The 24,214-nt window shown below is 36.5% G+C and carries 21 protein-coding genes; 2 read left to right on the top strand and 19 right to left on the bottom strand.

Annotated elements, in window-relative coordinates:
* Positions 1-308: 308 nt before the first annotated feature.
* The 13 genes from IGJ66_RS01595 to IGJ66_RS01535 form a co-directional block, all read right to left on the bottom strand.
* Positions 309-1,190 (bottom strand): VOC family protein, encoded by an 882-nt coding sequence (locus tag IGJ66_RS01595; protein ID WP_071868604.1) that lies wholly within the window; start codon positions 1,188-1,190, stop codon positions 309-311.
* A 149-nt stretch (positions 1,191-1,339) separates the two neighbouring features.
* Complete coding sequence (locus IGJ66_RS01590) at positions 1,340-2,056, bottom strand: MIP/aquaporin family protein (RefSeq protein WP_067481497.1); 717 nt, start codon at positions 2,054-2,056, stop codon at positions 1,340-1,342.
* Positions 2,053-3,885 carry a type 1 glycerol-3-phosphate oxidase gene (glpO, locus tag IGJ66_RS01585; protein WP_270607977.1) on the bottom strand — a complete coding sequence of 611 codons (1,833 nt, stop codon included), beginning with the start codon at positions 3,883-3,885 and terminating at the stop codon, positions 2,053-2,055. The genes IGJ66_RS01590 and glpO overlap by 4 nt, the downstream gene beginning before the upstream one ends.
* Positions 3,886-3,898: 13 nt before the next feature.
* Positions 3,899-5,395 (bottom strand): glycerol kinase GlpK, encoded by a 1,497-nt coding sequence (gene glpK, locus IGJ66_RS01580; RefSeq protein WP_067481501.1) that lies wholly within the window; start codon positions 5,393-5,395, stop codon positions 3,899-3,901.
* A gap of 148 nt (positions 5,396-5,543) precedes the next feature.
* Positions 5,544-7,004 (bottom strand): helix-turn-helix domain-containing protein, encoded by a 1,461-nt coding sequence (locus IGJ66_RS01575; protein ID WP_067481503.1) that lies wholly within the window; start codon positions 7,002-7,004, stop codon positions 5,544-5,546.
* Positions 6,994-8,295, bottom strand: coding sequence for an FAD-dependent oxidoreductase (locus IGJ66_RS01570; RefSeq protein ID WP_430616725.1), 1,302 nt, complete (start codon positions 8,293-8,295; stop codon positions 6,994-6,996). The genes IGJ66_RS01575 and IGJ66_RS01570 overlap by 11 nt, the downstream gene beginning before the upstream one ends.
* A gap of 510 nt (positions 8,296-8,805) precedes the next feature.
* The gene (locus IGJ66_RS01565; protein ID WP_430616724.1) at positions 8,806-10,419 is read right to left on the bottom strand and encodes a glycoside hydrolase family 13 protein; all 1,614 of its coding nucleotides are present in this window, start codon (positions 10,417-10,419) and stop codon (positions 8,806-8,808) included.
* Between the two features lie 345 nt (positions 10,420-10,764).
* On the bottom strand, positions 10,765-11,328 hold the full coding sequence (locus IGJ66_RS01560) for a polymer-forming cytoskeletal protein (protein ID WP_067483127.1): 564 nt from the start codon (positions 11,326-11,328) through the stop codon (positions 10,765-10,767).
* 156 nt (positions 11,329-11,484) lie between these two features.
* Positions 11,485-12,798 (bottom strand): NCS2 family permease, encoded by a 1,314-nt coding sequence (locus tag IGJ66_RS01555; protein ID WP_067483128.1) that lies wholly within the window; start codon positions 12,796-12,798, stop codon positions 11,485-11,487.
* A 189-nt stretch (positions 12,799-12,987) separates the two neighbouring features.
* Complete coding sequence (locus IGJ66_RS01550) at positions 12,988-13,701, bottom strand: B3/B4 domain-containing protein (RefSeq protein ID WP_430616723.1); 714 nt, start codon at positions 13,699-13,701, stop codon at positions 12,988-12,990.
* A gap of 1 nt (position 13,702) precedes the next feature.
* A complete protein-coding gene (locus tag IGJ66_RS01545; RefSeq protein WP_067483130.1) occupies positions 13,703-14,239 on the bottom strand; it encodes a GNAT family N-acetyltransferase in 537 nt (178 codons plus the stop codon).
* Positions 14,240-14,257: 18 nt separating this feature from the next.
* Complete coding sequence (locus IGJ66_RS01540; RefSeq protein WP_067483132.1) at positions 14,258-14,710, bottom strand: MarR family winged helix-turn-helix transcriptional regulator; 453 nt, start codon at positions 14,708-14,710, stop codon at positions 14,258-14,260.
* 136 nt (positions 14,711-14,846) lie between these two features.
* Positions 14,847-15,443 carry an NUDIX hydrolase N-terminal domain-containing protein gene (locus IGJ66_RS01535; protein WP_067483134.1) on the bottom strand — a complete coding sequence of 199 codons (597 nt, stop codon included), beginning with the start codon at positions 15,441-15,443 and terminating at the stop codon, positions 14,847-14,849.
* A 191-nt stretch (positions 15,444-15,634) separates the two neighbouring features.
* Between IGJ66_RS01535 and IGJ66_RS01530 the strand changes: the two genes are divergently transcribed.
* A complete protein-coding gene (locus tag IGJ66_RS01530; RefSeq protein ID WP_430616722.1) occupies positions 15,635-16,342 on the top strand; it encodes an AzlC family ABC transporter permease in 708 nt (235 codons plus the stop codon).
* Positions 16,329-16,658 (top strand): AzlD domain-containing protein, encoded by a 330-nt coding sequence (locus IGJ66_RS01525; RefSeq protein WP_071868598.1) that lies wholly within the window; start codon positions 16,329-16,331, stop codon positions 16,656-16,658. The genes IGJ66_RS01530 and IGJ66_RS01525 overlap by 14 nt, the downstream gene beginning before the upstream one ends.
* A gap of 455 nt (positions 16,659-17,113) precedes the next feature.
* Here IGJ66_RS01525 and IGJ66_RS01520 read toward each other — a convergent pair whose 3' ends face one another.
* The 6 genes from IGJ66_RS01520 to cas9 form a co-directional block, all read right to left on the bottom strand.
* On the bottom strand, positions 17,114-17,581 hold the full coding sequence (locus IGJ66_RS01520) for a hypothetical protein (protein WP_430616721.1): 468 nt from the start codon (positions 17,579-17,581) through the stop codon (positions 17,114-17,116).
* Positions 17,582-17,611: 30 nt separating this feature from the next.
* Positions 17,612-17,770: a hypothetical protein gene (locus IGJ66_RS01515; protein ID WP_430616720.1), complete on the bottom strand. Its 159-nt coding sequence runs from the start codon at positions 17,768-17,770 to the stop codon at positions 17,612-17,614.
* A gap of 422 nt (positions 17,771-18,192) precedes the next feature.
* Positions 18,193-18,846 carry a type II-A CRISPR-associated protein Csn2 gene (csn2, locus tag IGJ66_RS01510; protein ID WP_430616719.1) on the bottom strand — a complete coding sequence of 218 codons (654 nt, stop codon included), beginning with the start codon at positions 18,844-18,846 and terminating at the stop codon, positions 18,193-18,195.
* Positions 18,830-19,177: a CRISPR-associated endonuclease Cas2 gene (cas2, locus tag IGJ66_RS01505; protein WP_430616718.1), complete on the bottom strand. Its 348-nt coding sequence runs from the start codon at positions 19,175-19,177 to the stop codon at positions 18,830-18,832. Before cas2 ends, csn2 begins: the two co-directional genes overlap by 17 nt.
* Positions 19,174-20,040, bottom strand: coding sequence for a type II CRISPR-associated endonuclease Cas1 (gene cas1, locus IGJ66_RS01500; protein WP_075490984.1), 867 nt, complete (start codon positions 20,038-20,040; stop codon positions 19,174-19,176). The genes cas2 and cas1 overlap by 4 nt, the downstream gene beginning before the upstream one ends.
* A gap of 4 nt (positions 20,041-20,044) precedes the next feature.
* Positions 20,045-24,028 (bottom strand): type II CRISPR RNA-guided endonuclease Cas9, encoded by a 3,984-nt coding sequence (gene cas9, locus IGJ66_RS01495; RefSeq protein WP_430616717.1) that lies wholly within the window; start codon positions 24,026-24,028, stop codon positions 20,045-20,047.
* Positions 24,029-24,214 lie beyond the last annotated feature (186 nt).

Here is a 24,214-nt window from a genome sequence, read left to right as displayed (position 1 = left end):
AATAAACACTTACTTCAAGTCCTTTTCAAAACTCATTGGAGCAACGCAACCCACATTCGCTTATGACGTCTTTTTTCGTACAAAAAAAGGACGCAACACAGCTTAGAAGTTGTGTCCCATCCTTAAAAGGTCAAAAAGTATGTTCTTCTGACAGGTATCACTCATAAGCACACCAAATAAACCACTAGTGGTTCATTGGTTATTCAACTTACTAATTAGATACCTGCTACACTCACAAAAATTCCCCATTCATCTAGGTTTATTTATTTTCTACTTAAATATAGCAAGCGAATTTTAGTTTGTCAATTTTATGCATCAATCTGTGGATTTCTGCCAGTGATTCTGACTTGAATTCCATTTGGATCAAAAAGAATCAATTGTCCTTCTTCATTTTTTTCATAGTCGATTGTTTTTGTTTTCCAATGTTTCTCTAGACGAGTCAATTCAGCTAGTGGTACTTCAAACGTATAGTAATTTAAGCCAAGATCATTGGGCTCCATCGCTGGGATATGTGTACCTAACCAAATGTTGCTACCAATATGATGATGATAAGAACCTGCCGCAAAAAATTTTGCTTGGTTACCAAAATCATTTTTCAAACTCAACCCGAGCACTTCTGTAAAAAATGTTTGTGTTTGGTCTAAATCACTAACTTTTAAATGAACATGACCTACAATCGTCCCCTTAGGAAAGCCTTGCCAGTGCCGGCTAGCTGCTTCCAGTACACCATCGCCATCCAACTCTTCCGTTACTCCGACGATTTCACCATCTTCTTTAATCGTCCATTCACTCATCGGTTTATCTCGATAAACTTCGATGCCATTTCCTTCGGGATCAGTTAGATACAATGCTTCGCTATACCCATGGTCACTAGCACCCGCAATCGGCGCTTCGATTTGTAAATAGTGAAGTAAAGCATCACCCAACGCTTCTCGTGTAGGTAATAAAAACGCGACATGATATAACCCAGTTTTTCGAGTAACGGGTAATGGATTTTCGATTTTGGTTAAAATCAATAGCGCTTGATCTTTCACGCCCAAAACACTTTGATTTTCTGTTGATTCAAGTAACGTTAATCCGATGACACGTTCATAGAAATCAGTCATTTTTACTAAGTTTGAAACATTTAATGCAACTACTCCGATGTGTGCCGTAGCTGTTAATTGAAAATCTGGTATTAAAATTGCCATCGCACTTTCCTCTTTTTCTATTTATTTGATTACATCCAGTATACAACTTACTTTTTGTAAGTTAAAATAAAATGCTTGTCCGCAAAAAAAGTGTGAGGCAAATTTTCACCTCACACTGATAAAGATTCACGATTTAATTTGTCTAATAATCAAACCATCAATGAAAAGACACCGACAGCTACGATGGCACCAACAACTGGTCCAAGAACTGGTACCCAAGAATACGCCCAGTCCGAAGTTCCTTTATTACCAATTGGTAACACGGCGTGAGCAATACGCGGACCCAAGTCACGAGCTGGATTGATTGCATATCCCGTAGGTCCACCAAGTGATAGACCGATTGCTAAAATCAAGCCTCCAACAGCAAATACGTTCGTTCCAGCAGCAAATGTATTTTCACCAAATGCTAGTAGACCTAAAACTAAAACAAAGGTCCCAATCAACTCTGTAATAAAGTTTGCAGGATAATTTCTAATTGCTGGTCCAGTGGCAAACGTTCCTAAAATAGCACCTTGATCTTTCGTTGCTTCCCAATGTGGTAAGTAAGATAGCCATACCAATACTGCACCAAGAAATGCACCTAACATTTGAGCAATAATGAATGGAAAAACAAGATTCCAACCGATTGCACCTGTCATCGCCATTGCAATACTAACTGCAGGGTTTAAGTGGGCTGGTCCCATAAACCCAGAAATATAAACAGCCATCGTTACTGCCATCCCCCAGCCTAAGGCAATGACGATCCAACCAGACGCTTGTGCTTTACTCTTGTTCAAGTTAACAGCTGCACAGACACCATCACCAAGTAATACTAAAATCAACGTACCAATAAACTCTCCCATGATTTGGGTCATTTCTGCGCTCATTTATTCTCCTCCTTTAATTCACGTAAATCTGACTCATCGACCAATTGATTGAAGCGACTTGTTTCTTGTTCTTTTTCTTCTTCAGACCAGTTGAAATAAGTAGCAATTGCGTCAATCACAGGTTGTTTTAATTCATCTAACTGATCGCGTTCAAACAACATATGGTTTGTTCGACGGATGAAGTAATCACCTGGTGTTAAAACCATTTCATTTTCTAACCCATAACGTAACCGAGCAGATTCTGCCAAACTCAACCCAGCGTATGGTGTCATTTCTTTAGCTAATTCAAAGATTCGTTTAGCATTCGTCCCATAAAAATCAGCGATATAACGTGCATCTTCTTCAGACAAGCCAGCTTCCACACCGCTTTTTGCTAATTCTTCGACTGTTTCTTCTAGTTTTGTTGGATCAAAATCGCCACCGGAAATAGCATAGGTTTTTGAATCAATTTCTTTGAAGGTCAAGTCATATTTTTCTTGTAATAGTTTGCGAATCAAGGTCAATGCCCCTTCAGACATCTTGCGGTAATCGGTAATTTTCCCACCTGACAAAGTTACTAATCCATCTGGTTCGATTTCAAGAGAACTTCCTCGAGAAATGGCAGATGGTGCTAAATCTTTTTCGCCACGACTATTTTCTAAATGATTCAAGACATCTTCGACTTCAATTCGAGAAAGTTGATTTTCTTTAAATTGAGTTACTGCATCAATCACTTGATTAAAACTTTTATCTGAGATGGAACCATTATCGCCACCATTGTAATCTGAACCAGAATTACCAATCAATAATGGACGCAATCCCGCCCAGCTTGCTTCAATATCATCTAAAGTAATCGCTGCTTCTGGATAACGATGATTGATAACATCTAAAAGATAGTCAACATCTTCTTGTGTTACTTTTGGATCAGTATATTCTCCTTGATAATCCGTATCTGTTGTTCCAAAATACGTTTTGTTTTCACGAGGAATAGCGAAGACCATTCGACCATCTTGCTTGCCAGTATCAAAGTAAGTTGGTTGTGGTACTGGTAATTTCTTGCTATCAACAACTAGATGAATCCCTTTTGTCGGACGCATTTTTGGTACAACTGCCCGAGAGAAATTCATATTACGAACTTTATCGACCCAAGGCCCACTTGTATTGATTACAACTTTTGCTTTGATTTCAACTACTTCGTCGGTCAATAAATCTCTTGCTTTAACGCCAACGATTTGATTTCCTTCATACAAAAAGCCAACCGCTTTCATTTTACTTACCAAGTAAGCACCATCTTCAGCTGCTTTTTTGATGTTGTCAATGACTAATCGTGCATCATTGTTACGAAAATCAAGGTACACGCCCGCACCTAACAACCCCTCTTTTTTCAAAAATGGTTCACGTTTTAAAACTTCATCTGGCGTCAATGTATAATTTTCATACTTTGTCCCAATCACATTAGCCAAACGATCGTATAAATCCATAGCAATTTTGACAGAAAACATATTGAAAGTCGTTGCACCTTCATCTTCATAAATAGGTAGTAGCATTGGATCTGGCTTAGGAATGTGTGGTGCAATCTGCTGGACCACAGCACGTTCAGTAACTGTGTCTGCTACAACTTCGACATCAAAATTTTTCAAATAACGAATTCCACCATGAACTAGTTTAGTTGAACGTGAAGAAGTTCCTTCAGCAAAATCTTGCATTTCGATTAAACCAGTCTTCATGCCAGCCGCAGCAGCTTGCACTGCTACCCCAGCACCAGTAATCCCACCACCAATGATGAGTAAATCCAACTCTTCTTTTTGCATTGCTTGAATACTTGCTTGTCGTGTTTTCTTTGAGAACATGGTTTTTCCTCCCTTATTCAAATACGCGTGTTGCTTCTACAGCTTTTTTCCAGCCACTGTAAAGTTTCTCACGTCTTGGTTCTTCCATTTGAACCTCAAACATTTTTCCAGCTTCGTAAAATTCACGAATTTCATCCATATCTTTCCAATAACCTACTGCTAAACCTGCCAAGAAAGCTGCTCCTAAAGCAGTGGTTTCCAAGTTTTCAGCTCGTTGGATTGGTGTGTTCAAAATATCTGTTTGAAATTGCATTAAATACTCATTGTTAGCAGCTCCACCATCTACTTTTAATACTGGAATTTGAATGCCCGTATCTGCCTGCATTGTTTCAATGATGTCACGCACTTGGTAAGCAATTCCTTGTAATGTTGCTTTAATGATATCTTCTTTCGTCGTCCCACGAGTAATCCCAAACATTGCTCCACGTGCGGCTTGATCCCAATAAGGGGCACCTAGACCTACAAATGCTGGAACAACATAGACTTCATCATCACTTGTTGAACGTCTTGCCGCTTCCTCTGAGTCACTTGCTTTTTGCATCATCTGTAACCCATCGCGTAGCCATTGGATAGAAGAACCTGCCACAAAAATACTTCCTTCTAACGCATAGTACACTTTGCCATTGATCCCATAACCAATCGTGGTTAATAAATTATTTTTTGATAATTGCGGCGTTTCTCCAGTGTTCATGACAATAAATGAACCTGTACCATACGTATTTTTTACCATCCCAGGTTCAAATGCCATCTGACCAAATAATGCTGCTTGTTGGTCGCCAGCCATTCCTGAAATTGGTGCTTCACTACCATAAAAATGATAGCCTTGTGTATGACCATAAACTTCTGAATTTGACGTTGCTTTTGGTAGCATTGCACGAGGAATGTTCAACAAATCAAGAATCTCTTGATCCCATTCTAAGTTATGAATATTAAACAACATCGTTCTGCTGGCGTTTGAATAGTCTGTTACGTGGGCTTGTCCATCCGTCAACTTCCAAACCAACCATGAGTCAATTGTTCCAAAAAGTAATTCGCCTTTTTCTGCACGCTCTTGCGCACCCTCCACATGGTCTAAAATCCAACGAATTTTAGTAGCCGAGAAGTAAGCATCAATCACTAATCCTGTTTTTTCATGGAAGAATTTTTGATAACCTTCTTCTTTCAATTGATTCGCAATATCTGCTGATTGACGAGATTGCCAAACAATTGCGTGATAAATTGGTCGTCCTGTATCTTTTTCCCAAATAACTGTCGTTTCACGTTGATTCGTAATACCAATCCCAGCGATTTGATTGGGTTTGATTCCTGATTCAATAAATGCTCCTGCAATCACTGATTGAACTGAGTTCCAAATTTCATTTGCATCGTGCTCTACCCAACCATCTTGAGGAAAATGTTGAGTGAACTCTTTTTGCGAACTGCCGATGTGTCTTCCCTTTTTGTCAAAGATGATCGCTCGTGAGCTCGTTGTTCCTTGATCAATGGCCATAATGTAAGTTGATTCTGTCATTGTTATCCCTCCATTTTTTGCAAACGCTTTCTTTAACTGAACTAATCATACAATGTATTTAAAAAAAGAAACTGCCAAAAATTGATTTTTTTGAATTATTTTTGACAGTTTTCTTTCAACCCCTTGATACATCTGGTTTTCAAAGATATTAATTTTTTTCTTTTTTGTAGCGTTCAATTTGTTTTTTCAATCGCACAATGTCATAACTAGAAGCAAATTCAGAAAGATAATACCGATTCTCTTCCTTATTGATTTGATTAAACGTTATGATAAGATCGTATTTTTTCCCTTCTTGATACGATTCTACCTGAACACCGCTGATTCCCTTAAGCTCGCTCAATAAAAATTGTTGGAAAGCAATGCGGTAAATCGGTAACGTTGTCAAATCAATCCCGATAACTACCAATTTAGCAATATAAAAATCAATCATCATCAGAACGCTGGCATATAAAATCATTAAGTTATCCAACGTTTGAGCATCAAACTTTTTCGCAGGTAACTGCTTGATTGCTGTTTCTTTTAGTTGTTCCAATAACTTGCTTAAAGAATGACCAAGCATTTTTTTCTGCTGTTCGAGCAAATGTTTACGATCATAAATCGTTAATTTACCATAAAAGAAATATAATTCATTGTTGATTTGCGAGAGTTGATACCCCACAGCCTTTTCTTCACTGATTTTTAATCTCCTTGGACGGTAATGCCATAACATTGTTTCTCGAATGTATGTATCCAAAACCGCAGTTGGTAATTTTTTGCTTCGGGTTAACTCATATTGGTAAAAAGTCTCCTCTTCTAAAATAGAAAAAGAAACAAAAAAACTATAAAACATCAGTGTTTCATATGCACTTAAATCCGCTGCTAATCGACTCAAATATAAAATCAAGATCGAGTCAACTGCTTGATATAGCCGGTCCTCTTGATACAGCTTTTTCTTTTCCCGCAAAGTTGAAAAAGTAGTTTTTTCGCTCACCAATCGCTTCTTCGTAATTCCAACCCAACAAGCTAGTTGGGCAGTCGAAAATGCGGAAAAACTAGTTTCTAACACATTTTCCAACCCTAAAATAATGGTCTTTTTATCTGGTGTATTTTGAAGATAAAGTGGACGTTGTTCTTCAGGAATAAATTGGAATAATTCGTAATAAAAATACCGTACTTGGAGTTCTTCTCCGTAAAGTTGACCATTCTTTATCTGGATTCCAAACTCTTTCAATAATAGATTTAATTCTTTAATTTTACGAAAAACAGACGACTCACTGATAGAAAAAGCCGTTGCTAATTGAACGATTGAAGCTTGCTGATGTTCCAATAAATATGTCAGTAATTTATATTTCAAGCTATCTTGTAAAAGATGTAACACAATTTGTTCCAAACTTACTGTTTCATCCAAAGACAAGATTACTTGATAATCGGTTCGAACAACTTCTACTTTTTTTTGCATACTTAAACCAATCAGTTCAATTTCTTCCAAGTAGGAATCAAAGGATGACTTGGACAAATCCACCTCATGACGTAACTCATTCAAGGATGCCTGTCCACCTCGCAAGACCAACTGACGTAAAATTGTTACTTGTAGTTGCTCCTTCTTTTCTAGTAATTCTTCAATCCTCATAGGAAGATCCACTCATCTCTGTCAAAATCGTTTCTGGAGTCCGGTATTCTGGTTGGAAAAATAACTCATGCGCTTCCAGTTGTTGTAGCGTCCACTGCTGCTCAATCGCAATCGTCAATAAATCCAATAATCGGAAAACCGATGATTTACTTTGAAGTTGTGCACCAATCAGCTGATCCGTCTCTTGATCAACTAATAACTGAAGATAAATCTTTTCATTATTCGTCAGCGAAACACGATGTTCTTGATTGATTTTCCGAACTTTTCTTGCATAAAAAAATCGTTCACTTTCCGTTAAGCCTACACTGCCAACAAAGTGACCAAACCATTTATTACCAACGGGTCGGTAGGTGCCCACATCTTTCGTCGGTTTGCCGCTGATTGTTTGACTAACTACTTGTGCTGTTCGAATGGCATTGTTCACTAGCGAAACATACATTTTTTCTTGTGTTGGTCGAAAGGTTACTTGGATGGCATCGCCAATAGCATACACATCTTTTCGTGAAGTTCGTAAATAGTCGTCTACCCAAATCGTTCCATCATCATTCAGCTTGATAGTCTCTGCCCACAAACGGTTATCTGGGCGCGTATGATTCGCTAATAAAACTACATCATAACGAGCTTTGCGTTTTTCAGATTCTAAAATAGCACCATTTTTATCGGCTAAAACTTGGACTTGTTCATTCAAGAAAAGCTGTATGCCGCTTTTTGTCATCTCATTCAGGATTGGCTCTGTCATTTGTTCATCAAGATAACGAAACAAAATCTGGTTGCGGCTTTCATAAAGATCAACTTTCTTCCCTAGAGTTGTTAAGTCTTCTGCTAATTCCACACCCACTTGGCCGCCCCCAACCACCGCTACTTTATCCGCTTGTGCGAGCACTGTTTCCAGCTCAGTAAAATTGGTTCCACTCTTAACTGAATAAATATGCTGTGCCTCAGCCTCGTCCAATCGTTTAAAGCTTTGTGCTGAACCCGTCGCAATAATCAATTGGTCAAAAGGCACCTTTTCGCCGTTGTCTAATAACACTTCGTTTTCAACTAATCCAATCGCTGACTTTTGTGTCAATACATTGATTCGACTAGTTTCTTCAAGTCTTTCTTTTGTTATCCAGTGACTTTGTTTTTTATCAACGATTTGTTTCGTCAAAAGCAGATGAAAGCTACTTGGGATAAAACCGATTTCATTTTGTTTTTCGATCAAATAGATTTCTGCTTGTGGACACGCTTCGTTAAGTAATTGAGCTGCGCGGATTCCTGCGAATGAACCACCAATGATTACAATCTTCATCTATGTTCTCCTTTTCTGATCTTCCTATTTGCAGAATAGCATTTCAACCAAAATGTTTCAAAAATATCACTCTTCTTAACGATTTTTTCTTAAAAACAACAAAAAAACTCAGAAAAAAAGAATCCTTCTCTCCCTCAGGTGAGTTCGTCTCTTTTACTAAGTTTTCTTGTGTGTGTTTGAATTGTAAATGAATTGGAGCGAATTTATGTAAAGTTTCTGATCAAGAATTATTACTTAAGCAAAAACTTCCAATGATTTGAACCACGCCGGTTGCATTTGTTAGCTACTCTTTCTTTTCACGAAAAAAATGATTCAAGCATCTTAATTTTCGTTATTTGAAGTTACAAAACAATTGTATACCTTTGTTGAAAAAATCATGTGTGCATATCATATGATGCTTTGGATTATTTGTCAAAAATCTATACCTATTTTTTCATAATAAGTTGTCAATAAAGACAGACAGCTCACTAAAATTATTGGAACTGCCTGACTTTTATCGTTTATTTCTTGTCAAACCTTTAACACAAACGCTTCATAAGGACGCATCGTCACTTCCCCAACAGGTACCTCAGTCAATTCATAGTTGGTTAAAATAATTTCTTTACTTTTTGGAACTGAAAGTGTCTGACTTTGTTCAGATAAATTGCATGCAATCAGCCATTTTTCATCACCTAAACTACGTAAATAAGCAAAAATCTCTGTGGATGTTTGCACTAATTCATACTCCCCCCACACAATAACGTCATGTTCTTTTCGTAAAGCAATCAATTGCTGATAGGTATAAAAAATCGAACTCGAATCTGTTAATGCTTGTTCCACATTGATCACTTGATAGTTTGGATTCACATGTAACCATGGTGTTCCTGTAGTGAACCCACCGTTTGGACTGTCGTCCCATTGCATGGGGGTACGTGCGTTATCTCGTCCTTTTGTATTGATTGACCGAATAATTTCTTCTTTGGTATAGCCTTTTTCAATTCGTTCATGATACATATTGATGGTTTCAATGTCTTCTGCTTCTGAAATGTCAGAAATCGGATAATTCGTCATTCCAATTTCTTCTCCTTGATAAATATACGGCGTCCCTTTCATCATGTGCAAAAGAATCGCAAACATTTTGGCACTCTCTACTCGATACTGTTGGTCGTTTCCCCATCTTGAAACGATTCGCGGCAAATCATGGTTATTCCAAAATAAACTATTCCATCCTTCGTTTCCTAAAGAAGTTTGCCATTTTGACAATACTTCCTTCAATTTGGTTAAATCTAATGGTGCTAAATCCCATTTTTCTTTTCCTGCTTGTTGGTCTAAGCCAACATGTTCAAATTGGAAAACCATAGATAGTTCATTTCGCTTTGGATCAGAATATCGCTTCGCAATTTCTGGCGTGGCACCCCATGTTTCGCCAACCGTTAAGAGATCTTTTCCACCAAACGTTTCAGTATTCATTTCCTGTAAATATTCATGAAGTCTTGGTCCATTTCCTGTAATTTCTTGATCTGGAAGTTTGCCTATCAAGTCAATCACGTCCATTCGGAATCCGCCGACGCCTTTCTCAATCCAAAAATTCATCATGTCATAGACTTCTTGACGGACTTTTTCATTTTCCCAGTTTAAATCCGGTTGTTTTTTACTAAATAAATGCAAGAAATATTGTCCTGATGCCTCATCAAATTCCCAAGCAGAACCACTAAAAGTAGAACGCAGCTCATTAGGCACCTGACCGGCAACAGGGTCACGCCAAATGTAGTAATCACGATAAGGATTTTCTGGACTCTTGCGTGCTTCAACAAACCAAGCATGTTCATCTGAGGTATGATTGACTACCAAATCCATAATGATTCGGATATTTCTCTTTCTTCCTTTTGCAATCAATTCTTCCATATCCGTCATCGTGCCAAATTCACTCATGATTTCTTCGTAATTACTGATGTCGTACCCATTATCGTCGTTCGGTGATTGATAAACAGGTGAAAGCCAGATAGCATCAATCCCTAAATTTTCTAAATAATCTAATCGCCGAATGATTCCTTGTAAATCGCCAACTCCATCTCCATTTGTATCTTGAAAACTACGTGGATAAATTTGATAAACGACTGCGCGTTGCCACCACTGTTCACTCATATTCATTCCTCCTGCACATTTACTAAAGCAAAAAAGAAATCGCTTACGTTTTTGTTCAACTAAATTAGCTTTTTCCCTTTAAATCTTGTTGATTGAATTGTAGCGTGACTAAATCAAATAGTAAATAGACCGTTTCTTGTCGTTTTTCATTAAAAAAACCAAAAAGCCTTTCACAACAATCACTAGAAAGAATATTCGTGATGAATGTTAACGATAACAATTTTTGAATCAATTAACATCTCTTCACAACACAAAAAAATCCAGAGGACTTCTCCTCTGGATTACTTCTCTCTACCAAGATCACTTGGTGAAAAAGCTAGATGTTATTTAGTTAAATACATCATTTTATTCAGCGACTGTTACGTCACCAGTTACTGATGCACCATCTTCATCTAAAACAGCAGAATCTTTATATTCTTGTTTTTCAAATGTGATGTTTCCGTCAACTTTCGCACCGTTTAAAACAAAGCCGTTTGCTTTTACTTCGATGTTTCCTTTAACTGTTCCGTGAACGATGTTGAAGTTTTCTGATTCAACGATCAATGTTGGAACTGTTACTGTATATTCATCTGTTACTGTATGTTTATCATCTTGTGCATACAAAGCAAATTTACGGTAGATATCGTTACTTGCTTCACCTTTATCGTGGAATTCACCAGCAACGGTTACGTCGTTATCAAATGTAACGTCTGCAGTGGTTGCAACGATCCAGTTACCGTCAGCACCTAATGCTTTTTCTAAGTCGCTTGCTTTATCACTTACTGATGCACCTGAAACTACTTCTGTTGTTGAAGCAGTGCTTGAAGAAGATGCTGCTGTTCCTTTATCTGAATCTGAGCCACAAGCTGTTAAAAACATTCCTGCTGCTGCCAAAGTTACGACTGTTGTTGCTAATTTTGTGTGTTTCATGATGTTACCTCCAATTGTTGTGAGTTAGTTTTACTCATCACAATTTTACTAATAAAACGCCTACAAATCAATAAATTGTATCTTTTCTTCTGTTTTAATTAAGAAAAAAGCCTATCTGTAAGTTATTTCACTTACAAATAGACCATGATTTATCTGCTAATTCACATTTAAAATCCACATAAAGCCAATAAAAACAAAGAATAATAAATACATGATAGGCGAAACTTCTTTTCCACGTTTGGCAGCAATCATTGTGATTGGATAGAAAATAAATCCTAACGCAATCCCATCAGAGATACTGTAAGTTAATGGCATACCAATCAAAATCAAGAAAGAAGGAATCGCAATTTCCATTTTTCCCCATTCAATTTGGCGAAGTGACTGAGCCATCAGTACACCTACAATAATCAATGCTGGTGCCGTAACTTGTGGTGTTACGATTGCTAATAAAGGTGAGAAGAACAAACCTAGCAAGAAAAATCCACCCGTTGTAATAGCAGTCAAACCAGAGCGTCCGCCCACGGCAATCCCTGCGGAAGATTCTACATAGGCGCCAACTGGCGAAGTTCCTAACAATGAGCCAGCTAACATTGCTGTTGAATCAGCTGCCAACGCTTTACCAACTCGAGGCATTTTGTTCTCTCGCATGAAGCCTGCTTGATTGGCTAAACCAACTAAAGTTCCGGCTGTATCAAAGAAAGTAACTAATAAGAAAGTTAAGACAACGACCCACATTTGTAGAGAATTAATGTCACCAATGTGTTTCAGAGCAACCAAAAATGTTGGTTTCAAGCTTGGTGCAGCTGAAATGATTTGTGTTGGCATTTGGATCAAACCAGTAACTAAACCAAGTAATGTGGTTCCAATCATCCCAATAAAAATTCCACCTGGAACACGACGAACCAATAGAATAGCTGTCACTACCAAACCAAATATAGTCAACCAAGTAGATCCCACGTTCAACGGTCCTAAGCCTACCAATGTTGATTCATTTGCTACAATAATTCCACCTTCACTTAAACCTAAGAAAGCAATAAATAAACCAATTCCCCCAGAAATCGCATACTTTAAATCTGCTGGAATCGCATCAATAATCATCTCACGTAATTTAAAAATCGTAATGATTATAAAAATCAACGAAGCTACAAATACCCCTGCTAGTGCTGTTTCCCAAGGAATACCCATTCCCAAACAAACAGAATAAGCAAAGAACGCATTAATTCCTAGTGCTGGTGCAGTTGCTATCGGATAACGTGCTAAAACGCCCATTAAAATACAGCCCAGCGCACTTGCTAAGGCCGTTGCTGTAAAGACCGCTCCTTCATCCATACCAGAAGCACCCAATACAGTTGGATTAACAAATAAAATATACGCCATCGAAATAAACGTAGTAAAACCAGCTAACACCTCACGTTTGACCGTAGTATTTAGCTTTTCTAGCTCGAAGTAGGAAAGTATTTTTTCCTTCATCTGACATCCTCCTAAAAATCCGAACATTAAAAAATAAGTCCGCAAAAAAATGATTAAACACTAAAACAACGTGTTTAATCATATAATAATTAGCAACATAAGTAAACCAAAATTTAGAATAATCAGCAAAACACGAACATTTTCCAGCCTAAGCTTTCATTTAAGACGATCATACTAACATTAGTTTTTTTATTGAATAACCGTTTCAGGGTTTTCAGCTGTTAACGTACTTCTTTTTCCAGTTATGTTGAACGTTTTCTCCGTTAATTCTTTCAAAGCTTCCATTGCTTGTGCGCCACGAAATGCCTGCGCTTCATTGATTGACTCAATCACCAAGACTGCCTTTGTGGTTTCTTCCGTCAGCATCGTTCGCTGTGCTTCACGCCAATTCAAACACCGACAAATTGCGCCCTCTTCATCAAAATAAATTAGTTCTTCTGGTAAAGCCGGCGCATCATCTAGTGCACCCAAAGGCAAAAATTTTTCGCCACCAACTGCTTTTCCCAGTTGTAAATGACCTTTGATTTTTTCTAGATCTTCGCCCCCACATGGCACACCATATTCTAAAGAAATACTGTTGTAGCAGTCCACTAATGGATTGATTGGCAAAAATTTGCGGCCTTGGCTAACTCGCTTTAATAAAGCTTCAATTGATGAACGTGCGCCTTTTTTAGTTTTGAATTTCGTAAAAGCTTTACGCCACTGTGCAATCACTTCATTTTGACTAAATGGCTCCTCCGTTAGATAAACTTGTGCTTTTTTCGCCGCTTGATCCAGTAACTGAGTAAATCCCGGTTCATTGGACAGATCAACCTGATTATTCATTCCTTCAATAACTAGTAGTTCAATCGTCGCCTCCGGAAAAACTTCCCAAAATGTTGTATCAACTATCACCTTTTTCATTTCACTTTTCATCCTCTCCAAGAAGTTCTTTGACAAAGATATAATCTGTTTGTGCATCATCACCCATATAAAAAATATGTTCACTAAAATGAGTAAATCCCCATTTATCATAAAAAGCTAATGCTGTTTTATTGTGTTCCCAAACACCTAACCAAATTTTTTCTTTCTTTTTTTCCTTCGCTTTAGCAATCGCTAGTTCCATCAAACGATTTCCTAGGCCCATACGTTTAAACTGTTTTCGCACATAAATGCGTTCAATTTCTAAAAAGATTGCTGGCATCTCTTCTGATTGTTGTTCATCAATATTAATTTTTAGATAAGCTGCTGGGATATCGGACACCATTAATAAATAAAATTCCGAACCAATCGTAGTTAATTCTCGACGTAACTTATCGATTTCATAAGCTTCTTCCAAATAAGTCGCCATATTTTCTGCTGTATTGAATTCTCCAAATGTGTCTACATACGTTTCAATGCTGATTGTTTGTAGTTGTTGTGCATCGTCTTCTGTTAGTTTTTTTAGCGTTATTTCTTCCATATAAAATAAGATTTCCTTTCAATAAATTCGTTTATTTCCTTTTTTTACAAAATTCCAATCATCACTTACGTTTGCACTCACTTTTTCTAATAAAGTTTTCAGTTGTTGTGCTTCCTCTTCTGTAATCCCTTGTAACGCAACTTGATTTGAATGCTCATTTTCTCGAATGATCAAAGGATAAACAGTTTTTCCTTTACTTGTTGGGTAAAGATGTCTTATTTTTCTATTTTCTTGATCTTGCTCTTTCTTGATCATCCCGTTTTTTTCCAATTTTTTAATGGCACGAGCAGTTGTTGTCCGATCTACTTTGATCATTTCTGCTAATTTTTCCTGAATAATTCCGGGATTTTCACAAATTCGAACCAGGTAAAGATACTGCCCACGTGTCAAATCAACTTCTTTGAATTCAATATTACTGATTGAGTCCAATGCTCGAGCAATCACACCAATATCTCGAAGAATCTCTACCAATTAAACCCCTCTTTTCACTTATTTATTTTCTAGTTTACTCTTATTTGTTGTAAATGCAACAATTTATTTTGATTAACTAAGAGCCAAATCAATCCGCTCATCTGCTAATTGATTTGACTCAATGGTTTGAATTACTTCACTCAAAATAAGTGTTCTCTTGTTGCTGCAAATACGCTAGTTGTTCTCTCGTTGTTCGTTTTACCGACAGTTTAGGTAAGCTATCTAATGCAAAAAAAGCCATATTTGAAGTTTCGTTATTTTCAACAAAAGAACCTTTGATAATCGAGCAACTAAAAATCAGTTTATAATATTGATAGACTTGCGGAATATCTTTTCTCAAATTCGTATCAAAAACACCTAATAAATCATTCACTTGAACAATTAATCCGGTTTCTTCTAATACTTCTTTTTGAATATTTTCTTTTGGAGACAAACCTACTTCGGCATAACCACCTGGTAACGCCCATTCTTTTGTTTTTTTGTCTTCAACCAGCAACACTTTAGCTTCTTCCTTAATATACGCGCGAACATCAACTTTAGGTGTCGGGTATCCTTCATTTCTTTCTGTTAATTGAGCTAGCTCGTCAACGGACTCCTTCCCCACCTTGCTCAGTAGCTCCAAAGAAAGCTTCTTTAACTCTTGATACCGCTCTTTGTCAAATTCATCTTTTCCATAGTACAATCCTGCTTCAGCAATCGCTAATAGCCTGCGATACATCTCTAAATCATTCATACTTCTTTTCTCCTTCCAAAAAATACAATCACTTACTCTCAGTCTAACGCAATCGTTTACGCTTAACTAAATGTTTCAATTTTCTTGACAAAACTTTAGAGAAAATTTCCAAGTATTTATTTTGACACACAAGTAGAAACTCAATAAGTTTTCTGCTATGCTTAGTGGCACATCAAGAAAGGAGAAAAAGGATGAACGGACAATTAGATTATAAAACAGCCATTAAAGATACTTTGCCTACTGTTTTTGGGTATATCGGCATTGGCATTGCATTCGGTGTCGTTGGACACGCTGCTGGTCTTCATTTATTCGTTATTTTCATGCTCTCAGCTTTTGTTTACGCAGGTTCTGCACAATTCATCACTGTCAGCATGCTAACTGTTTCAAGCCCTGTATTATCAATTATTTTATCCACTTTTCTAGTCAACTCACGTATGATCTTAATGAGTACAACCTTAGCAAATTATTTGAAAGAAAATACATTAGCACAAAATATGATGCTAGGAACACTACTAACAGATGAAAGTTTTGCGTTGGGAATGAACAAATTGAATTTTAGTAAAGGAAAGCTGTCATTTGAGTGGCTCAATACAGCAAATATTATTTCTTATTTAACATGGGTTGGAGCAACAATGATTGGTGCTCTGATGGGTAACTTTATTAACGATCCCAAACAACTCGGACTTGATTTTGCAATTGTTGCGATGTTTATTGGCCTGCTTTATCTTCAGGTAATCTCAGATCGGACATTACCTCTTTCTCTGCAATTTTCCGTTATTCTATTTACACTCGTATTAATCGTTCTTGGATTAATCTTTATACCAAGTAATTTATTAATTATTGTGGTAACACTTTTAGGCTGTGGATTTGGGGTGATGATGAAACATGTATTCTACTAGTTATCTTTTTTTTACTATTTTAGGTTGCGGCTTAGCGACTTGGTTATCACGAGTCTTACCTTTTCTTTTTATTAAGCGAATGAACTTTTCCCAACCCGTAGCAGAATTTTTGAGCTTCGTACCAATCGTTATCATGTCTGCCTTATGGTTCAATAGTTTATTCATTCAAAACCTGGGACATCTTCCAAGCATTGACTGGGAAAACTTACTTGCTTCCTTGCCAACAGTAATCAGTGCAATCATTTCTAAAAACTTACTAGTAATTGTCATCGTAGGGATGATCTCTTTAGCAGCTCTTCGATTTTTCATTTTATAATAAGCAAAAAAATCCTGCAATCACAGTAAAAAACACTGTATTTGTAGGATTTTTTGTATTAATTTTTATGAATTTTATGAAACTGTCCCTAATATGATTATCGTAAAAATCAGAAATACAATCACAAGAGCAAACTTTACGCTAGAAACGATCAACCTGCAACTCAAACAACAAATGAAGTTTATTTAAAAGTCTCAAGTCTCCCTACTTTGAATCTGTACTCGTTACTTCTCTGATTATATCAAGTATTTTCCAGTGACATCGTATCTTTATCTATTCTCGGTGAACATTATGTATATAGTAGAGAGGATCATCCTATCAAGCTCATGAATCATGAGTTTTTGTAGCAAAAAAACTTAAAGTAATTAACAAAATTTCACAGTTTCTAGTATTCCTCTCAGATTTGTGCCAAAAATATTCTTTGTACCTATTCAAGACAGTATAGCTCTAAAGCATTATTGTATGGAATATTCAAAAGATATTTCTTCAAAATATTGCCTTTTTTTAATATCTTCTTTAGTTTCAACTATTTTTATATCAATCTTGTGTTTCCCTTTTTTCAAAAACTGACTATTTTTGTCTTCATCCAAATAAAAACCAAATTCCAGTTTAGTGGCACCAGTTGGTTGCTGGACCTCTTCGCCATCCAAATAAAGACCAGTATAATAATCGAAAGGCAAATAATCAAAGATAAAACAGATTTCATTTGAGTCTAACTTATTCAGGTTAATCATTTTTCCCAAATCTCTTTTATTTGAATCAATAATTTTGAACTGGATTGAACTGTCATTTACCTCTTCATCACTTGTAGTGGTACTTTCAACCTTATTTTGTAGTAGATTTTCTGTACGTTTAGCGTCTACGAAAAGAAACCCTACGACAAGGATAGTTATTATTATGAGTGTAACAACAACCTTTTTCATAAATACTTCCTTTACACTTTTTTTGCCTATCTATTTGCTAAGTAGCGGTGTAAATAATTCAGCATTAGCACCTAGGAACTGGAAATCGCTTCGTCCTAGCGTGTCACTCTTTCCGACATCTTCTTTACTTGTTTGTGCTATAACCCTCACCACTGGATTTCCTTCAAAATTTTTTGCATCTTCAATCATTGTTATTTTTCCATTTGTTACATCTTTTTTTATTTGATCGTATGAATGTGTACTGCTTGCTTTCAGAAACAGATGAGTTTGTCCGTCAAACAGCATAGCTCTAAAACAGTGGATTATGAACTACTTTCAAAATAGTCGTTTTGGAAGCATTCAAAACAACATAGCTCTAAAACTTTACCCTTGTCTGTTCAAAAGCTGAGTGAGTTTTGGAAGCATTCAAAACAACATAGCTCTAAAACCAAACTCTTTACGTATCTCTAAAGCACGTAGTTTTGGAAGCATTCAAAACAACATAGCTCTAAAACCTCGGCTCAAATTTTTGAGGTTCCGTAATCGCACTATTCGCCCATAGCAAGGCTTCAGCCTGAATGCTTCATTGGTTTGATTTACTTGTCAAAGAACGAAAAAATTAGTCCTATCTGTTATCTTCTTGCCAAAAAATAATCTTGGTCTAGAATTTGTTGTGCAACTCCCTCAACTGGTCGAGGTTCTAAAAATAATACATCTACATTGTATAAAGAAATATGGTCAATTAATGTTTGTAATTCTGTCGTGGTTAAATAAGAACAAGCATTCACGAATACCAATAGCTTCTTTTTCACTAGATAACGATATACTTGGATTACTTCAATCATTTTTTCTAAAATGGTATCACTTTTCGTTTCAATCCGTATTCCTAAGCACTTAAATATCTCCATGAGGGTCAACTCATCTTCTTCAAGATCTAGCGCATGTTCTAACAATTCGTGTTGCATCACTTTGGCAATTTCCATCGACAAACGATCAATTTTGGTTTTGATTTCTGGCTTTTCATTCAACTGATTTTCTAAATCTGCATAAATAAATTTCAATGTTGCAGGTGAATTTACTTCATACCCCAAGATATCTGTTATCAAAATCAGTTCAGATTCTTTGAGATTTTTTTGATTTTTATCAAACAATTTTAGTTCGCTCATCTCATCATAGCGATAAAACTGTTCAACGGTACGTGCGTAAGTCTTTACATCTTCAACTACTAAAATCGTTGATAAATTTAATTTTAACGATTCATCAAGTAGCTTAAAGTTCAGATTCATCATATGCTTCTCCTAAAAAAACGACCCTTGCATCCGAATTTCCAATGCAAGTATCCTGTTCTCCTGTCAAATAGATCATTCGTGCAAATTGTTTTTCCGTAACCGTCAAAATTGTTACCAATCCCTTTTTAGGATTATGTTGCTTCAAGCGATTGATCATAGCAGTATTGGCAGTGTTATTCAGCAAAATCTTACTATAAACAGAAAATTGGTGCATAATAAAACCTTCACTAAGCAAGAATTTCCGAAATCGCCGATAAATTTTTCTTTCTTCTGCAGTTTCTGTCGGCATGTCGAACATCAAAATCATTCTCATATAACGATAGCTCATATCCTAAAATTAGGCGCCCCTTCTATCTCTTTATTTAGTGATTTCACTACTTTTTTCGTATAATCACTGATGATATTGGTCAAAAACATTTTTTTGTTATGATAAGGATAGTTGTTCGTAAACAAATCAAATAGCGATCGCTTGATTACTTGAAATTCCTGATGTCGATTTTCATAAACGATGTGATCAACTAACGGTCGAAATGGTTCCATAAAATCACTTGCTAAGTTGAAATCATTGAACTGATTCGCATGCTTTAATCCAAATTGCGTCATGCAACCTGTTTGAACAACCTCTCTTGCAAACATACTCAATAATAACGTGTAGCCATAATTCAACCCGGCATTGATTGCATTGTCCGCCTCACGTGTAAACTCTTTACCAAACAAGGCATTGAAATAGATTCTTGCGGCATGGCCTTCGCGATTACTTGGATCAAAAATTTCTAACTCGCTTTGCAAGTTGAGGAGTGAAGCTGCTTTCTCTTGAAGATCAAAGCCAGTTAGCAACTGACTTTGATTCAAGATTTTTTGTGAAATGATTTCGGTCCAAATTTCCGCTTTTCTGTTTTCTTCCCATTCCAACTGCCGAGCTAATTGTAAACTGCTATCATGACGTGCATAGAAAGATAACAATTTACCAATAGGCAAACGTTTATCATCGCAAAAAAGAATCAGAATATTTTCATCAATCAAACGTTTAATTAACATGGTAGTTAACGTAATGTCTGTTGTTTCCAGTAAGAGAACATCAATTTCAGACAGATGGATCAATTCTTGTCGATCATATGTCCGAAAAACTAGATGATTGTTTTTGTAAGTCAATTTAGAATGCGTATTTACTACTACTGTCCGCCAACCCATTAACTCAGACCAACCTTCTTTGAGTCTCGTATAATCCTGTAATTGATTGGTTAATAAATGTTGCATCAACTATTTCTGCCGTATTTTTATATCTTCTACGTGGAATAGTCTCACCAAAGAATTTGAAATCGGCTGGTGCGCCTTGTTTATTTAATTGAAGTAACTGAATAAATGAAGAAGCTAGTTCTCTCATATCAGCATCCTGATTCTTTTCATATAAATCACGGACTTTTTTCTGATTTTTTCCCGCATCAATATATTGTTCAGTGAACTGTAAAATTGCTTCTAGTAATTCAGCAAATTCGTGGCGATGCTCGTTCAAATACTCCAAACTTTTACCACTAGAATCGCTCACGTGTTTCGCATGATATAGCAATTCAATCAGATGCACTGGCAAGACCATTTGATTGCCTTTTTGTGATTCCTCCGCACTTGCCAATAGGCGGCGGCGACCATCAGTAAATTGATATAAAGAATATTTTGGTAGCTTCAATTGAACTTTGGGATGGATAAAGCCTTTTTCTTCTAAGAAGGCGACTTCGTCTTGTTCAAACGCTTGACGTTCTAAAATTTTGATTCCGACTAATTGTTGGACAACTTTTGCAGCTTTTCCTTTTTCATGAGTAATAATAACAGAATACGCCACTGTTGGACTGTCAACCCCGCCATAATTGACAGGTGCCCAATTGTTTTTTCTAGCAATCAATTTTTTCGAAGGTCCTTTAGGTAAGATTGATTCTTTCGTAAACGCACCTGTTTGTATTTCAACTTTCTTTACAATATTCATTTGATGATAGTTCATCACTTTTTTGATTGTCTTGATGTCTCTTTGACGATTCCAAAGGACTTCGCCCGTTTCGGTATTCGTTAACGCCTCATCGTTTGTAAAAAATTTCATGATATTTGAATAGGTTTCTTTTTTAGCTGTGGCTTTGTTAAGGGCACGAATCGAAACTTTTTGGTATTCACCATAAACAAATTCAGGCTCAAGTTTCGGATAAACTTTCAATAAAGCTTGAGCAATAACCCCATTCAAGTAAGCATCTTGTGCATGGTGATAATCATTAAGTTCACGAATTTTATATAACGAAAAGTCTTTTCGAAACTGGCTTGCTAAAGCAGATTTTAACGTAATCACACGAACTGGTTTTTCGGATGATTGTTCATTGTTATATTTTTGATGTAAAATCTGGGCTACATTTTTCGTGATTTGGCGTGTCTCAACTAACTGACGTTGAATGAAATGTGCTTTGTCCTCTTCAGTCAAACCGCCGTTGGTTGCTTTCGTCAAATAACTAAATTTCTTTTTACTGATTAGACCAGAAGCCAAAAGTCTTTCCCAAGTAGGTCGCATTTTTTTTACTACGTTTTCAACAGGTACCGTGTTTGATTTTCCACGATTCATGCTAGAGGTAGTCAACACGCGGTTGTCGATTGAATCATCTTTGACGAAACTTTGAGGAATAATGTGATCGATATCATAGGAAGATAAGTTGTTAATGTCTAACTCATTGCCGGTATACATATCACGCCCATTTTGCAGATAATACAAGAACAAACGATCATTTCTTAGTAAATTAGCGTCTTTGCTAATCGGTTCATCTTCCAAAATACTACTACCTAATTTTTTGATGGATTCTTCTAAATATTTCATGCGCGCTTTCGAAGCACGATTTCCCTGAGCAGTTGTTTGGTTTTCTCTCGCCATTTCTACAACAATATTTGTTGGTAATTCTCCCATGATATCAATGATTTCTTCCACGATTTTTAAGCTTTGTAAAATACCTTTTTTGATCGCGGGGCTACCTGCTAGTTCCTGTACGATTTCTTCTGTGCTCTTGTCATTATCAAAAGCTATTTTTTCGATTTCTTCTTTAAAAGATAGATTTTCATCGTTAATTAGTTGCATAAAGTTACGGTTACGATTTTTCGGTAGATCATCATCATCAATTAAATAATCGAGAATCGTTTTCTGTGTTTTTTGGTCAACAATACCATGAATCAGTTTGGCAGATAAACGTCCCCAGCCTTTGTAATGTTTACGTTCCAATTGCTTTTGTTCTTCTTCAGTCAATATGTTGGAGAACTTTTCTAATTGTTTACGGCGCATTTTACGATCTTCAAAGACAGTCAATATTTTCACGATTTGTTCAAATTGTTGTTCATGTTCTGGTTGCTCAAATAACTCTGGGCGGATCCCCAGTTTGATTAAATCATGATATGTCCCCAGACCTGCATTAAAAGATTTTTCGATTCCTTCAACCTTTGGATTTTCAATGCCATACTCATTTTTCAGAAAAGCCTCTAGCATTTCTTTTTTGACTTTTCGTTGTTGTTTAAATAACTCATTGACGATTTGCCGTTTCTCTTTACTCGAAAAATTTTGTGCACGCCCGTTATCATCAATGTATCTCACCTTAGTCAATTCATTGTAAACAGTAAATGTTTCATATAACAGACTATGCTTAGGCAAGACTTTTTCCATTGGCAAATAAGAGTCGCTGTTTGTCATCCGTTCCACAAAGTCCGTTGCTGATTTTTCAATATCTACTTTTTCATTCAGATTCCAAGGTGTGATTTTCCCCGTTTCTTTTCGCGTTAGCCAAGCAAACTGTCCCTTTTCTTTAGCCAACGGACCTACATAGTAAGGAATTCTAAATGTCATGAGCTGACTAATTTTTTCTTCATCCAAAAATGAATAATAGGATTTTTGATTTTTGATAATTGCTTTTAATTCTTCTAAATGAAGTTGATAAGGAATCACACCGTTATCAAAAGTTCTTTGTTTGCGCAAAAAATCCTCCTGCTCCATTTTTGCTAAGAAACCTTCCGCGCCTGTCGCTTTCGCCAACGTTTTTTTCAAATATTTGTAAAATGCTTCTTGTGTCTCGTTGCCATCGATATACCCTGCGTACCCAGCTACTTTTTTATTTTTAAATAGATCATCATATTCGTCTGGTAAGTTTTCACGAACAAATCGCTTCAATGTTTTTAGATCTTCTTTGTGATCTGTAAAACGCACAACCATACTACTTGATAATTTGGCACGTGTCGTAGCATCCGTTACTTTCAAAATATTGGCTAGCGAAATCGCATCATAGACACTTTTTGCTGCATCAAATACACTACGGAAATCCTCACCTATCTCAGCAAGTAACGTTTCCAAATTTTCTTCATACTCTTCTTTTGAAAATTGGATTTTAGCGTCTTCATTCAACGAAAATGTTTTTTTGACATTTCCTTGATTTCCAACAATCATTTTGATAAATTGAGCAAAGTCTCCTGTACTTTTTTCTTCAGGAAATAAACTTAAAATCAGTTCTGCTCGCTTCATGCGAGAGATTTTTTGCTCGGCAATCCCGTCTAAATCGACCGTTAAGTCCAATGCTTTTTCAACGTTGAATGTTTCATTATAGACTTTAATAAACTGTTCAAACGTCCCAGAAACAGAAGAATTTTCTGTATTCAGCTCCCCTTCAATCAAAAAGTGTCCTCTGAATTTAATGATGTGCGCTAGTGCAAGATAAACCAAACGTAGATCTGCTTGCTCAGAGGAATTGGCTAAATGCTCACGTAAATGATAAATCGTCGGAAACTGTTCATGATAAGCTACTTCTTCTGCTACATTTCCAAAAATCGGGTGACGTTCATTTTCTTTTTCATCTATGATAGAAAAGCTCTCATCCAAACGAGCAAAGAAATTCGCATCAACTTGATTCATTCCTTCATCAAATATTGTACGCAAATATTGAATTCGTTGACGGCGTCGAGCGATTCTTCGGCGAGTCGTTCGTTTCAACCGGCGTCCTTCAGCTGTTTCACCCTGCTCAAATAAGCGAACACCCCAAAAATTTTTTTTGACTGCTTTTTTTTGTGTATTACCCGAAATTTTCATTTTTCGTTTTATCAACTCATAATCTTCTGTCAGTACTGCCCACCCGACACTCGCTGTTCCAATATCAAGGCCAATCGTGTAATTTTTCTTCATCTTTACCCCTCCCGGATTTTCTTCTGTAACGATCCTTGTAAAAAATAAAAAGAATATTTCTGTTGTGTATTCTCGAATATGTGATAAAATATATTTGTTGGTAGCATTCAAAACAACATAGCGAGTTAAAATAAGGCTTAGTCCGTAAACAAACTTTGGCACTGTATTCGGTGCTTTTTTTGTACT

It is taken from the genome of Enterococcus sp. DIV0176 (genome assembly GCF_050528535.1).
Taxonomy (GTDB): domain Bacteria; phylum Bacillota; class Bacilli; order Lactobacillales; family Enterococcaceae; genus Enterococcus_B; species Enterococcus_B thailandicus.
This window is presented reverse-complemented; position numbering and strand designations above follow the sequence as displayed.

Excerpts from the sequence above, each read along its gene's own strand:
- IGJ66_RS01515 (WP_430616720.1), bottom strand. The coding sequence starts at position 17,770 with ATGATTGAAGATGCAAAAAATTTTGAAGGAAATCCAGTGGTGAGGGTT.
- IGJ66_RS01525 (WP_071868598.1), top strand. The coding sequence starts at position 16,329 with ATGTATTCTACTAGTTATCTTTTTTTTACTATTTTAGGTTGCGGCTTA.
- IGJ66_RS01570 (WP_430616725.1), bottom strand. The coding sequence starts at position 8,295 with ATGAAGATTGTAATCATTGGTGGTTCATTCGCAGGAATCCGCGCAGCT.
- IGJ66_RS01550 (WP_430616723.1), bottom strand. The coding sequence starts at position 13,701 with ATGAAAAAGGTGATAGTTGATACAACATTTTGGGAAGTTTTTCCGGAG.
- IGJ66_RS01535 (WP_067483134.1), bottom strand. The coding sequence starts at position 15,443 with ATGAATGATTTAGAGATGTATCGCAGGCTATTAGCGATTGCTGAAGCA.
- cas9 (WP_430616717.1), bottom strand. The coding sequence starts at position 24,028 with ATGAAGAAAAATTACACGATTGGCCTTGATATTGGAACAGCGAGTGTC.
- IGJ66_RS01595 (WP_071868604.1), bottom strand. The coding sequence starts at position 1,190 with ATGGCAATTTTAATACCAGATTTTCAATTAACAGCTACGGCACACATC.
- glpO (WP_270607977.1), bottom strand. The coding sequence starts at position 3,885 with ATGTTCTCAAAGAAAACACGACAAGCAAGTATTCAAGCAATGCAAAAA.
- IGJ66_RS01530 (WP_430616722.1), top strand. The coding sequence starts at position 15,635 with ATGAACGGACAATTAGATTATAAAACAGCCATTAAAGATACTTTGCCT.
- IGJ66_RS01560 (WP_067483127.1), bottom strand. The coding sequence starts at position 11,328 with ATGAAACACACAAAATTAGCAACAACAGTCGTAACTTTGGCAGCAGCA.
- cas2 (WP_430616718.1), bottom strand. The coding sequence starts at position 19,177 with ATGAGCTATCGTTATATGAGAATGATTTTGATGTTCGACATGCCGACA.
- IGJ66_RS01555 (WP_067483128.1), bottom strand. The coding sequence starts at position 12,798 with ATGAAGGAAAAAATACTTTCCTACTTCGAGCTAGAAAAGCTAAATACT.
- csn2 (WP_430616719.1), bottom strand. The coding sequence starts at position 18,846 with ATGAATCTGAACTTTAAGCTACTTGATGAATCGTTAAAATTAAATTTA.
- IGJ66_RS01565 (WP_430616724.1), bottom strand. The coding sequence starts at position 10,419 with ATGAGTGAACAGTGGTGGCAACGCGCAGTCGTTTATCAAATTTATCCA.
- IGJ66_RS01545 (WP_067483130.1), bottom strand. The coding sequence starts at position 14,239 with ATGGAAGAAATAACGCTAAAAAAACTAACAGAAGACGATGCACAACAA.
- IGJ66_RS01575 (WP_067481503.1), bottom strand. The coding sequence starts at position 7,004 with ATGAGGATTGAAGAATTACTAGAAAAGAAGGAGCAACTACAAGTAACA.
- IGJ66_RS01590 (WP_067481497.1), bottom strand. The coding sequence starts at position 2,056 with ATGAGCGCAGAAATGACCCAAATCATGGGAGAGTTTATTGGTACGTTG.
- glpK (WP_067481501.1), bottom strand. The coding sequence starts at position 5,395 with ATGACAGAATCAACTTACATTATGGCCATTGATCAAGGAACAACGAGC.
- cas1 (WP_075490984.1), bottom strand. The coding sequence starts at position 20,040 with ATGGGTTGGCGGACAGTAGTAGTAAATACGCATTCTAAATTGACTTAC.
- IGJ66_RS01520 (WP_430616721.1), bottom strand. The coding sequence starts at position 17,581 with ATGAAAAAGGTTGTTGTTACACTCATAATAATAACTATCCTTGTCGTA.